This window comes from Cysteiniphilum sp., assembly GCF_057495195.1.
The window spans coordinates 23,103-35,610 of record NZ_JBXTEF010000072.1 but is presented as its reverse complement, the minus strand read 5'-3'; the positions used below and the strand labels follow the sequence as shown (position 1 = coordinate 35,610).

The window sequence follows — 12,508 nt, the reverse complement described above, 5'->3', positions numbered from 1 at the left end:
ACTGCTATTAAGTTGCATTGGGTCAAAGGGCAAGCACCAGCTGATAACTTCAGATGCACTGCCAAGGCACGCTATCGTCAAGCGGATCAAGCTTGCCAAGTCAAGGTGATAAAAGACAGAGTTGAAGTCATATTTGACCAACCACAACGTGCGATCACACCAGGGCAATCAGTCGTATTTTATGATGGTGAAGTTTGCTTAGGTGGTGGCGTTATTGAATAGCTATAAATACTCAATTTAACTTTAATATTGAATATCCCTACTTTTCATCGCTATCAACAATCCAGTTCTCAGGCGGCATCAAATAAATCACGCGCCAACCTGCCTCAGGTATATGCTGACTATCAGGAGAAACCACATGAATTTGCGATTTCTTGTTGATATAAAATAATGGAATTGCCTGTTGATTGAGGGATAAAAATTGCTCCCAACTAAACTCATTACTGATGGTTGTTGTCTTAACTTGCCCACCTTGCTTGATAATACTTCTTAATGTCTGATATGACAGGTCCTTACTAAATAAACGCTTTGCATATTTCTTAGTAAGATAGGTAAGCTTAGAATTTGCTTTGTTTTGCGCTGTTGGTAAGACAAAAACAGAAGCGCGCCCATCAAATTCACGATAATACTTAACCGCTGCCAAAGTATTCATTTGTTCACTTGACGAGCAGCCCAGCATCCGCCCAATACCCACCAGATTCAAATGCCAATCAGCATGCTCTGATACCGAGCTGCCATAATAACAGGTCAAGCCTTGCAAACGACATGCCTGAACACTACGCCAACTGGTATCAGCAAGTACGACATGCACATTGTTATTATGAAGCTCTTTAGCAATGCTTCTTGCCAAGGTATTGCCACCAATAACCAAGAACCCGCGCGGCTCGGGTGCCGATGCATGTAATACTTTTGCCAAAAATGGCGCTGTCAGACTCTGGATAATTACCGTGCCTAAGATAATCATAAAGACGATAAGTACCAATAGTTCACCTTCTTGTGGCAAGCCTAAGTTTTCAATAACTTTTATGGAAAATAACGCAGCCACGGCAGCGGCAACAATCCCGCGAGGTGCTATCCATCCCACCATCACTCGCTCACGCCAATTAAGCTCACTGCCTAAAGTGGAGAAGCCAGCAGCAATTGGTCTGACAATAAATTGCAAAATCAATACCAATACAATGGCTTTCCACCATACAGCTTCTAAATACTCAAAACTAACATTCGCACCTAAAATAATAAATAAACTTGATATCAAGATAAGACTCAAGGATTCTTTAAAATCAAGAATCTCCTCAATATGAGCATTAGGCATGTTACCGACAATAATACCCATAATGGTGACAATCAAAAGCCCACCACCTTCAACAACATGCTCAGCAATCACAAAGCTAGTAATCACAAATGACAATACAAACATATTGTTTAAATAACTTGGCACCCACTGCTTTTTAAGTATCGTACCCAATAAAAAGCCAGCAACAAGTCCGCCAATGCCACCAACAAGAAATACTAATAAAATATGCACGGTGATATGCCAAAAAGCATTGTATTGCGAAGCAGTAATAGCGGTAAAGACAATCACCGCCAATAGCGCACCAATCGGATCGACTAGCATTCCTTCCCAACGAATAATATTCGCAAGCTTCTCTGTTGGGCGTACACTACGCAAAATCGGCACAACAACAGTAGGTCCACTGACTGAAGATATCGCACCAATAAGGGCTGCGACTTTCCATGAAATATCAAATATATAATGCACTAAAAAAGTCGTTAAAATCGCGGTAATCAAAAGGCCAATGGTCACAATATTTCTAACGGTTCCACCCAAACCTTTGATTTCTCTAAACTTCAGACTCATACAGCCCTCAAAGAGAATAATTGCCACACAAATTGAGACAATTGGATAGAGCATGCCGTTAAATACACGTTCCGGATTTAAAAATTGGTAATGATCACCTAAAACCAATTGACTGACAGGTCCTAATAAAATCCCAACAATCAATAAAAATAAAATTGCCGGCAAACGCAGACGCCACGCCAACCATTGACAAGCAAAGCCCAATAATAAGATAACTATTAACACAATAGGGATATAGGTTGTTGAGGCAAAAAAGTTATTAACTTCCACGTAGGTCGTCTTCCTTGTTGGTTTAATTCCAGATAATTGTAGCAAACAACTTGATAAGCGAAAGTGTTTTTTCACTGTCTTTGTTTATAAGATTTTATTGGCGCTAAACGCTATAAAATCTTACCTGACCTCGCTATAATATGTCTACTTTTGATCTATTAACAAGACAAATGCTTATCTATCCAAACATTGATCCGGTTGCTTTATCACTTGGTCCGATAAAAGTACACTGGTATGGCATCATGTATTTAGTTGGCTTCGCTGGCGCTTGGTTTTTATCAACCCTTCGCTGCAAGAAACCTTATAGCCCAATCACCAAAGCTCAAGTCTCTGATATGATTTTTTACGCCGCCCTTGGCGTCATCCTTGGCGGGCGTATTGGGTATATGCTGTTTTATGATTTTAGTAACTTTATCCATGAGCCTTGGATTATCTTCAAAGTATGGGATGGCGGCATGGCTTTTCATGGCGGCTTAATTGGTGTGATTCTTGCGATTTCATTATTTTGTCGCAAATATAAATGCAATGTTTTTGATATTTTAGATTTTATCGCACCAATGGTGCCTATTGGTTTAGGTGCTGGACGCTTGGGTAATTTTATCAATGGTGAGTTATGGGGGCGTGTTACCAACTCATCAATTGGTATGGTGTTTCCTAATGGTGGACCGCTACCGCGATTTCCTTCGCAACTTTTAGAGTTTGCCCTTGAAGGGGTTGTGCTATTCTTAATCTTATGGTTTATCTCCAGAAAACAACGTCCGCGCTTATTTGTTTCTGCCAACTTCTTATTATGGTACGGCTTATTTAGATTTATCGCTGAGTTTTTCCGCCAGCCAGATCCACAGATGGGTTATATGCTCTTTAACTGGATGACCATGGGGCAACTGCTTTCAACTCCGATGATCGTCGTTGGCTTAATTATTTTGCTATATATCACCACTCAAAAAACACAAGAAAAAGAAGAAAATATAAAGGATAATAATGCAGCAATATCTTAATTTCTTGCGCCACATCAAGGAGCATGGCGTCACCAAGACCGACCGCACGGGTACTGGCACGCAAAGCGTTTTTGGCTATCAAATGCGTTTTGATTTAAGCGAAGGTTTCCCATTAGTTACAACCAAGAAAATTCATATTAAAAGTGTCATTCATGAATTACTATGGTTCTTAAAGGGTGATACCAACAATAATTATCTTGCCGAAAATGGTGTGCGCATCTGGAATGACTGGGCACTTGAAGATGGCGATCTTGGTCCTATTTATGGCAAACAGTGGCGCAGTTGGCAAACACCTAATGGTCAAGTGATTGATCAAATCGAAGAAGCCATCAACTTAATTAAAACACGCCCTGACTCAAGACGAATTATCGTTAATAGCTGGAATCCCAGTGTATTACCCGATGAGTCAATCTCGCCACAAGATAATGTCAGAATGGGCAAAGCGGCATTACCTCCTTGTCACACGCTTTTTCAGTTTTATGTTGCTAATGGCAAGTTGTCGTGCATGTTGATGCAACGCTCAGCCGATGCCTTTTTAGGTGTGCCTTTTAATATTGCTTCTTATGCACTGTTAACGCATATAGTCGCCAAAGAGTGTGACCTTGAAGTTGGTGATTTTATCTGGTCAGGCGGTGATTGCCATATTTATAGTAATCATCACGAACAAATCAATGAGCAGCTAACACGCACACCACTGCCATTGCCAACGTTACAGATCAATCGTAAAGCAGCAACAGTTTTTGATTATCAATTTGATGATTTTGAAATCGTTAATTATCAATGTCACCCAGCCATTAAAGCACAGGTAGCCGTCTAATGAATGAACAAACCACTTCTCTTGATCGCAGTGCAATTAAAGTTTTATTGCTTGAGGGTGTGCATGCCCAAGCGCATAACGCCTTTGTCCAAGCCGGTTATAGCAATATTACCTCACTGACGCATGCTTTAGATGATAATGCCCTTATTGATGCCTTACAAAGTGTTAAAATCGTTGGTGTGCGTTCACGTACTCAACTTACTGAAGCTGTCCTTAAAGCTTGTCCACATTTGATTGCTATTGGTTGCTTTTGCATTGGCACCAATCAGGTGAATTTAACAACGGCGCAAAGTCTTGGTATCCCAGTTTTTAATGCACCTTTTTCCAACACACGTAGTGTCGCTGAACTTGTCATTGGTCAGATGATTTTGCTCTATCGCAATGTCATTGACAAAAACATGCAGATGCATCGCCAAGATTGGATCAAATCAGCCAGTGGTGCACATGAGGTACGCGGTAAAACACTGGGTATTATTGGTTATGGTCATATTGGCTCACAAGTCAGTGTGTTAGCAGAAAGCCTAGGTCTTAAGGTATTTTTTCACGATATTGAAAATAAACTCCCCCTTGGCAATGCCACCTCGAGTGTTAATTTAGAGGTATTATTAAATAAGTCAGACATTATTACTTTGCATGTGCCTGATACACCTGCAACTAAAAACATGATTACTGCCAAAGAGCTTAAGCTTATGAAAAAAGGTAGCGTATTGATCAACGCCTCACGAGGGAGCGTTGTTGATATCCAAGCCTTAGCGCAAGCGATCAAAACCAAACATCTAAAAGGTGCGGCAATTGATGTGTTCCCAAAAGAGCCATCCAGTAATAATGAAATTTTTGAAAGTGAGCTCATTGGACTTGATAATGTATTTTTAACACCGCATATTGGTGGCAGCACATTAGAAGCACAACAAAATATTGCCGTTGAAGTTGCAGATAAGCTCATAAAATACAGTGATAATGGCTCAACCATTTCAGCGGTAAACTTCCCTGAATTATCACTACCGACGCAAGATAATGTTCATCGTATTTTACATATCCATGAGAATAAACCGGGGATGATGCGCGCGATTAACCGTGTTTTCTTTGATCATAACATCAACGTCGAGGGTCAATTTTTGCGAACCCTTGCCAATATTGGTTATGTTGTCATTGATATCAATAGTAGCGAAGAAACCTCACGCGCCTTACTACAAAAGCTTAAAGCCATCGATGGCACGATTCGTTCGCGCGTTTTATTCTAAAGTCGATGCACCAAGCACTTGCCCTCATTGATGATGTTGTAAAAGAACATCATATTCAACATATTTATGTTGCTTATAGTGGTGGTGTTGACTCAACTGCCTTGTTGCACTTAACGATACAACTAAAGAGCAATATCAATATCCACGCCATTCATATCCACCATGGCTTAAGCAAAAACGCTGATCATTGGCTTAATGTTTGTCAAATAGAAGCAGCTCAATTAAATATCCAATTTACTGCCCACCGACTCACACCACCCACTAAACGCAATAACATTGAACACTGGGCACGTACTGAACGCTATGCTTTCTTTGAATCTGTGATGCAACAAACACCGAATAGTTTATTGCTAACTGCCCATCATATCGAAGATCAAGCAGAGACTTTCTTACTACAAGCATTGCGCGGTAATGGCGTAAAAGGGCTTGCTGCCATTGCTAAAGAAAAAACGTTTGCTAACGGTTTTCTCCTTCGCCCTTTTTTAGATCTCAACAAAACTGAACTTATCACATATTGTCAAAACCATAACCTGACATGGATTGAAGATGAAAGCAATCAATCCACTGACTTCAGGCGCAATGCACTTCGTCACAATATCATGCCAAAATTACGTGAGATTCTGCCGCAAGCCGATACCACACTAGCGCGCAGTGCTGAATTATGCGCTGAGGCAGATATCTTAATACATGAGCTATTGTCCCCATATTTAGCAAAGATTACGACGGATAATCGCCTTGACTTAATGCAATTTAAAACATACTCATCACTACAGCAAAAGCAACTACTGAAGATGTGGTTAACTAAACACAGCCTTTACCCATCGCAAGCGCAGTTATTACAAATTCACATTGGCGCACAGAATATGCAAAGCAATTGGCACTATACGTTAGCTGAAAGTCATTTATCTATTGTTAAAGGTTATTTGCTTATTGAAATAAATACAGCACCAACATTAGTAACTGCTACTGACGTCGATATAGTGCAATGGCTCAACGCACAACAGCAAACAACCTTTACAGTGAATGATTTAATTATTCGCCCTCGTCAAGCCGGAGACCGTTGCCGCCCTCTTTATCGCCATAAAAGTCAAAGCTTAAAGGTCATCTTCCAAGAGCAAGGTATTTCTGCCCAAGATCGTTCTCACGCACAAATTATTACCTTAACTATAGCACCCAATCATATTATTGCGGTATATCCTTTTTTTATTTGTCATTGACATGCTCACATCAACTCACAAAACTTCTTTTACTTAAATCCTGTTACCTTTTTTCACCCCCAATAAAAGCCTTTATCTTGCCTGTCTAAAGTTTTAAAATGCTCACAAAATGCAAAATGAGTTTAGGAGCGTTTTGATGCAATCGATGCAACAAAAGGGAGATATTGCCGTTATTGGTCTTGCGGTAATGGGGCAGAATCTAATTTTAAATATGAATGATCATGGCTTTCATGTCGTTGCTTACAACCGTACCACGAGCAAAGTCGATGAGTTTTTAAATAGCAATGCAAAAGGCACAAACATCATTGGTGCCTACTCAATTGAAGATATGCTGTCTAAGCTAAAAAGCCCACGCAAAATCATGTTAATGGTCAAAGCCGGTGATGTTGTTGATCAGTTTATTGATGCTTTAGTGCCGCATTTAGATAAAGGCGACATCATTATCGATGGAGGTAACTCCAATTTTACCGATAGCGAACGTCGCACGCATGCGCTTAAAGCGAAGGGCATATACTTTATTGGCACTGGTGTTTCAGGTGGTGAGGAAGGTGCACGCTTCGGACCATCAATGATGCCTGGAGGCATGCCCGAGGCATGGGGTGCGGTCAAGCCTATTTTCCAAGCGATTGCTGCTAAAACACCCGTAGGGGAAGCATGCTGCGAGTGGGTTGGCAATGGTGGCGCTGGGCACTTTGTCAAGATGGTTCACAATGGTATCGAATATGGTGATATGCAGCTCATTTGTGAAGCATATCAGTTTATGAAAGATCTATTAGGTCTAGACAATGAACAATTAAGTGAAATCTTTGAGAAATGGAATAAAACTGAGTTAGATAGTTATTTAATTGAAATTACTGCCAATATTCTAAAATTCAAAGATACTGAAGGCTATGTTATCGATCGCATATTAGATACCGCCGGTCAAAAAGGCACGGGCAAATGGACAGGAATTAACGCACTTGATTTAGGCATTCCGTTAACATTGATTGCTGAGAGCGTTTTCGCGCGCTGCATCTCAGCTCAAAAAGACATTCGTGTTGAAGCTGAAGCCATCTATGGCAAGAAATCATATGAAAAACTTAGTGTTTCTCATGCGTTATTGCATGACTTACAACAGTCACTTTTATTTGCCAAAATCATCTCTTATGCCCAAGGCTATATGCTCATGCAAGAAGCCTCCAAGCATTATCAATGGAATTTGAATTATGGCGATATTGCACTAATGTGGCGCGAAGGTTGTATTATCCGCAGCGTATTTTTAGATAAAATCAAAGCCGCATTTGACAATAATGCTCAATTACAAAACTTACTGTTTGATGATTATTTTAAAGAGATTATTAGCAAAGCACTACCAAGTGTTCGACGCATTGTTGCCAAGGGCATTGAAGCTGGTGTTGCTATGCCTGCTTTGACTTCAAGCTTAAGCTTCTTTGACGGTTTCACCACTGGACGCTTACCGGCAAATCTATTGCAAGCACAGCGCGACTACTTCGGTGCGCACACCTATGAGCGTTTGGATAAAGCGCGCGGTGAGTTTTTCCACACCGATTGGATTGGTTCAAATAGTAACGTATCCTCCACAGGTTACAGTATCTAATAACAAGGATTAAACTTATGAAAAAAATATTATCATCTCTCACACTAGCTAGCATGATTGCTGCAAGCTCAGCTTATGCTGGACTTTATGTCGGCGCTCAGGGTGGCGTTAGTCACTCATCAAATGAGTTAAATGCCGACAACAATGTCACCACAGGTTTTCTTGTTGGTTATCAGTTTTCTGTTTTTCCGCTATTAAAACTTGGTGTTGAAACCGAGCTAAACTACCTCAACAGCACGGTTAAGCTTAATAATCAAACCGGTGATTTAATGACGATTCCGTTTTATGCGACTGCGAATCTTAGCCTACCACTGGGTTTAAACCTTACCGCCAAAGCAGGTTATGCTTATAACCACATCTCAGGCGTTGATGAAAATGTATTTCCTAATACACTATGGCGTCCAGCTGTTGCCATTGGCATGGGTTATCAGATCTTAGGCTTTAATATTTTCTTCCAAAGTAGTCGTTATTTTTTATATAACCGCGGTGAGCAACCTTTTGCTGATGCGTATACATTTGGTGTTAGTTACGAATTCTAATCTGCTGATAGCAACTTGCAAATCGCTTTGTATCTATGCGACACTGCAACCTCTGAATTTATAATCTAAAATCACGAGGGATATTATGCAAATTAATGCACTGACACAAAGCCCATTACAAACTGAAATCGTATTTGTTTTTGATAATGACAACAGCACAATCACCACCATTCAAAATGCACTGACGCAAGGACTTTTTAAAACCAAAGTTGCAAGCACCTATTTTGGCGTAGATAATGACAAAAACTATCTTGCCGTTGGCTTGGGTGAGAAAGGTAAACTAAACACCAACTCGCTAAGAAAAGCCGTTGTCGCTTTATATACGCAATTAAAATCATTAAACATCGATCGTTTTACAGTAGATACTAAATCTATTGGTGATAATCATATCCGCACATTTGTTGAAGCACTCATCAATGCTGCTTATGTCTTTAATCAATTAAAATCTGAGAAGGAAACCTTCAAACTAGCACAGATTGATATTGTTACCCAATCAGCTAGTGAAGTAGCCAATGAGATCCATGTTGCACAAGCAGTAGCGCACGGGCAAAACTATGCCAAGGATCTAAAAAACTTCCCAGCAAATATCTGCACCACTGATTATTTATTAAATGAAGCCAAAAAGTTAATGGATAGCAGCACGCACGGATCATTACATTACATTGGCGAAGATGAAATGCATAAACTTGGCATGGGTTGCATCACAGCTGTAGGACGTGGTTCTAGCATGCCAAGCTATATTGCTTGTATGGAATACCGTGGTGGCAACAAAGATGACAAACCAATCGTGTTAGTTGGTAAAGGCTTAGTCTATGACACAGGTGGTTTATGCTTAAAACCATGGCAAAGTATGGGTAGCATGAAGATGGATATGGGTGGCGCTGCCGCTGTCTTTGGCACAATGAAGGCCATCGTTGAGCTTAAGCTACCAATTAATATCATTGGTACTGTAGCTTTAGTTGAAAACTCACTTGATGGCGATTCTTATCGTCCAGGCGATGTCTTAACAAGTATGAAAGGTATTACCGTTGAAATCGGCAACACTGATGCCGAGGGTCGTTTGGCACTTTGTGATACGCTAACTTATATCGAGCGCTATGATCCTAAGGTGGTTATTGATATTGCGACTTTAACAGGTGCCATGGTCATCTCACTTGGCGGAGATATTACTGGATTATTCGGCAATAACGACGCCTTAGTCAATGATATCAAGCTTGCCGCTGAAGAAAGTCATGATCACGCATGGCATATGCCTTTACATCAAGCCTATCATGAGCAGTTAAAAAGTGAGATTGCAGATGTATATAATATCGGGGGCCCTGCCGCAGGTAGCATTACTGCTGCGTTATTCCTATCAAAGTTCACTGAAAAATATACATGGGCACATCTAGATGTCGCAGGTTCTGCAATGAAAGGCTTTGAGAAGGCCACTGCCACTGGACGCCCTGTGCCGATGTTAACTCAATACATAATCAATCAAGTCAAATAAAAGTTAAATGAAGCATTCGCATATTTGCGAATGTTTCATTTAACTATAAGTCAGTGACACAACCTTCAGAGGCAGAGGCAACTGTTTTAATATACTTCTTCAAAGTACCCTGTTTGGCTTTAAGCTCAGGTGCACGCCAATTAGCGCGACGTGCGTTAAGCTCATCATTCGATAGATCAACATCAATGCGATTATTCACAGCATCAATCGTAATCTTATCGCCATTTTGAATCAAAGCAAGATTGCCACCTACTTGTGCTTCAGGGGCAATATGACCAACGATAAAGCCATGTGATCCACCTGAGAAACGACCATCGGTAATAAGCGCCACATCTTGCCCAAGCCCCGCACCCATAATTAATGAGGTTGGCTTTAGCATCTCTGGCATACCAGGACCTCCCTTTGGACCCTCATAGCGAATAACAATGACATCACCCTTTTTCACACGACCTTCTTCAACGGCTGTTACTAGCTCTTCTTCAGCATCAAATACATTGGCAACACCTGTAAAGATCTCGCCTTCTTTGCCGGTAATCTTAGCAACTGAGCCTTCAGTTGCGATATTACCAAAGAGCATTTGCAAATGCCCTGTTGCCTTTAAAGGATTGGTTAATGGGCGAATAATGTCATTATCTTTTGGTAGCTCTTTAACTTCCGCTAGATTCTGTGCTACTGTTTTACCCGTTACGGTCATGCAGTCGCCATGCAATAACCCTTCTTTTAATAACATTTTCATAACAGCTGGTGTACCACCAATCGCATGTAAATCTGCCATAACGTATTTCCCACTTGGTTTAAAATCCGCTAACAATGGTACTTTGTTACTAATGCGCTGAAAGTCTGCCAAGGTTAATTTAACACCTACCGAATGTGCAATAGCAATTAAATGAAGCACTGCATTGGTTGAGCCACCCATGGCGGTAATCACTACCATCGCATTTTCAAAGGCGTGTTTGGTCATGATATCGCGTGGTTTAATATCCAATGCCAATAAATTTTCAATAACACTACCGGCTTTATCACATTCTTGAATCTTCTTCACATCAGTTGCAGGGGTTGATGAGCTAAATGGCAAACTCATCCCCATTGCTTCAATCGCACATGCCATTGTATTTGCGGTATACATTCCCCCACAAGCACCAGCTCCAGGACATGCTTTTTTAATCGTCTCAACGCGCTCTTCTTCACTAATACTGCCGGCTAGGCACGCACCATAGCTTTGGAAAGCCGTGACGATATCGACAGGTTTTCCACGCACAACACCGGCTTGAATCGTACCACCATAGATCACAAAACCAGGGCGATTGAGCCTTCCTAATGCCATCATGCATCCAGGCATATTCTTATCGCAACCTGGAATAGCAACTAAACCATCATACCAATGTGCAGACATCACGGTTTCAATAGAGTCAGCGATTAAATCACGCGATTGTAATGAATAACTCATACCATCAGTACCCATTGAAATGCCGTCACTAACACCAATGGTATTAAAGCGCATACCGACAAGATCCGCTTTGGTGACACTATGTTTTACATATTGCGCTAGTTGATTTAAATGCATATTACAGGTATTACCTTCATACCAAACACTGGCAATACCCACTTGTGCTTTTTCCATATCTGCTTCATGCATTCCGGTACCATAAAGCATTGCTTGAGAAGCACCTTGGGTCTTATCTTGAGTTAGCACTTGACTATAACGATTTAGTTTTTGATTGGTCATTATGATTATATTCCTTTGTTTTTATGCCGGATGCGCAATATTATACGCATCAATAAATGCTTCGACAGATGCCTGAATAATATCAGGTGAAACTGCTTTGCCAACCGAGTTTTGACTACCTTTAATTAATTTCATTTCAACATACACTACCGCATCGGCACCTTGCCCACGAATCTGCACCTTATAATCAGTCAATTGATATTGAATCTCACTAGGACACGCCTTGCATAAGGCCTGAATAATAGCATCAACAGGCCCCACACCTCTATTTGATGCATAGTAAAGTTGACCATTAAGCTCGACGGTGACTTCCGCGTCAGCAATTTTATCTTGCCCTGTAGTCACTTTAAATGACACAACTTTTAAAATATCACTATGAGTGACATCAATCATCTCCATCGCATCTTGCACGATGTCTTGTAAATCTGAAATATGAATTGCACGTCCTTTTGCTAAAAAGCGCTCAATGCAACTTTGCACCTTGGCAATTAAATCATCATTGTAATTGGCGCCAAATAAATCCTCTAATGCCTCTTTGGTTTGGCTAGGATTTGGCATTTCTCTAAACAGCACTTGATCCTTTTCAACGAACACCATCGTTTTATTATCGAAGAAATTGCTATCATAAAGTTTGTCAAAATCTTTTTCATTTGGATAAATAATTGGCGGTTGAATCGCTGATTTCAACACCACTGACGGATCTTTTAAGCCTTCCCCTGATAACACACAAACAATGCGTTGCCCAGGTTTAATCAA

Annotated in this window: 11 protein-coding genes; 8 read left to right on the top strand and 3 right to left on the bottom strand. The window is 40.7% G+C overall.

Annotated features, from left to right (window positions below; translation table 11 throughout):
• Positions 1-222: aminomethyltransferase beta-barrel domain-containing protein (locus tag ACY10D_RS06700; protein WP_486999986.1), on the top strand; the 222-nt coding region annotated here is incomplete at its 5' end.
• Between the two features lie 37 nt (positions 223-259).
• Here ACY10D_RS06700 and ACY10D_RS06695 read toward each other — a convergent pair.
• Entirely contained in the window at positions 260-2,128 is a 1,869-nt protein-coding gene (locus ACY10D_RS06695) for a cation:proton antiporter (RefSeq protein WP_486999985.1), read from the bottom strand.
• Between the two features lie 170 nt (positions 2,129-2,298).
• On the opposite strand from ACY10D_RS06695, the gene lgt reads away from it, so the two are divergent.
• The 7 genes from lgt to ACY10D_RS06660 all read left to right on the top strand — a co-directional run bounded on the left by lgt (position 2,299) and on the right by ACY10D_RS06660 (position 10,026).
• Positions 2,299-3,126: a prolipoprotein diacylglyceryl transferase gene (gene lgt, locus ACY10D_RS06690; protein WP_486999987.1), complete on the top strand. Its 828-nt coding sequence runs from the start codon at positions 2,299-2,301 to the stop codon at positions 3,124-3,126.
• Complete coding sequence (locus tag ACY10D_RS06685) at positions 3,110-3,943, top strand: thymidylate synthase (protein WP_486999984.1); 834 nt, start codon at positions 3,110-3,112, stop codon at positions 3,941-3,943. The genes lgt and ACY10D_RS06685 overlap by 17 nt, the downstream gene beginning before the upstream one ends.
• Entirely contained in the window at positions 3,943-5,184 is a 1,242-nt protein-coding gene (serA, locus tag ACY10D_RS06680; protein ID WP_486999983.1) for a phosphoglycerate dehydrogenase, read from the top strand. Before ACY10D_RS06685 ends, serA begins: the two co-directional genes overlap by 1 nt.
• Before the next feature lie 5 nt (positions 5,185-5,189).
• Positions 5,190-6,401 carry a tRNA lysidine(34) synthetase TilS gene (gene tilS, locus ACY10D_RS06675; RefSeq protein WP_486999982.1) on the top strand — a complete coding sequence of 404 codons (1,212 nt, stop codon included), beginning with the start codon at positions 5,190-5,192 and terminating at the stop codon, positions 6,399-6,401.
• A 136-nt stretch (positions 6,402-6,537) separates the two neighbouring features.
• Positions 6,538-7,998 carry a decarboxylating NADP(+)-dependent phosphogluconate dehydrogenase gene (gene gnd / locus ACY10D_RS06670; protein ID WP_486999981.1) on the top strand — a complete coding sequence of 487 codons (1,461 nt, stop codon included), beginning with the start codon at positions 6,538-6,540 and terminating at the stop codon, positions 7,996-7,998.
• 17 nt (positions 7,999-8,015) lie between these two features.
• Positions 8,016-8,537 (top strand): outer membrane beta-barrel protein, encoded by a 522-nt coding sequence (locus ACY10D_RS06665; protein ID WP_486999980.1) that lies wholly within the window; start codon positions 8,016-8,018, stop codon positions 8,535-8,537.
• 85 nt (positions 8,538-8,622) lie between these two features.
• Positions 8,623-10,026 (top strand): leucyl aminopeptidase, encoded by a 1,404-nt coding sequence (locus ACY10D_RS06660; protein ID WP_486999979.1) that lies wholly within the window; start codon positions 8,623-8,625, stop codon positions 10,024-10,026.
• Between the two features lie 43 nt (positions 10,027-10,069).
• Here the strand turns inward: ACY10D_RS06660 and ilvD are convergent, their stop codons facing one another.
• Both ilvD and ACY10D_RS06650 read right to left on the bottom strand, forming a co-directional pair.
• Positions 10,070-11,752, bottom strand: a complete 1,683-nt coding sequence (gene ilvD, locus ACY10D_RS06655) for a dihydroxy-acid dehydratase (RefSeq protein ID WP_486999978.1) — start codon at positions 11,750-11,752, stop codon at positions 10,070-10,072.
• Positions 11,753-11,773: 21 nt separating this feature from the next.
• Entirely contained in the window at positions 11,774-12,310 is a 537-nt protein-coding gene (locus ACY10D_RS06650; RefSeq protein ID WP_318779323.1) for an alpha-isopropylmalate synthase regulatory domain-containing protein, read from the bottom strand.
• Positions 12,311-12,508: the final 198 nt, after the last annotated feature.

Coding starts and splice junctions, on each gene's coding strand:
- ACY10D_RS06650 (WP_318779323.1), bottom strand. CDS start 12,310: ATGCCAAATCCTAGCCAAACCAAAGAGGCATTAGAGGATTTATTTGGC.
- serA (WP_486999983.1), top strand. CDS start 3,943: ATGAATGAACAAACCACTTCTCTTGATCGCAGTGCAATTAAAGTTTTA.
- ACY10D_RS06685 (WP_486999984.1), top strand. CDS start 3,110: ATGCAGCAATATCTTAATTTCTTGCGCCACATCAAGGAGCATGGCGTC.
- lgt (WP_486999987.1), top strand. CDS start 2,299: ATGCTTATCTATCCAAACATTGATCCGGTTGCTTTATCACTTGGTCCG.
- ACY10D_RS06660 (WP_486999979.1), top strand. CDS start 8,623: ATGCAAATTAATGCACTGACACAAAGCCCATTACAAACTGAAATCGTA.
- tilS (WP_486999982.1), top strand. CDS start 5,190: ATGCACCAAGCACTTGCCCTCATTGATGATGTTGTAAAAGAACATCAT.
- ACY10D_RS06665 (WP_486999980.1), top strand. CDS start 8,016: ATGAAAAAAATATTATCATCTCTCACACTAGCTAGCATGATTGCTGCA.
- gnd (WP_486999981.1), top strand. CDS start 6,538: ATGCAATCGATGCAACAAAAGGGAGATATTGCCGTTATTGGTCTTGCG.
- ilvD (WP_486999978.1), bottom strand. CDS start 11,752: ATGACCAATCAAAAACTAAATCGTTATAGTCAAGTGCTAACTCAAGAT.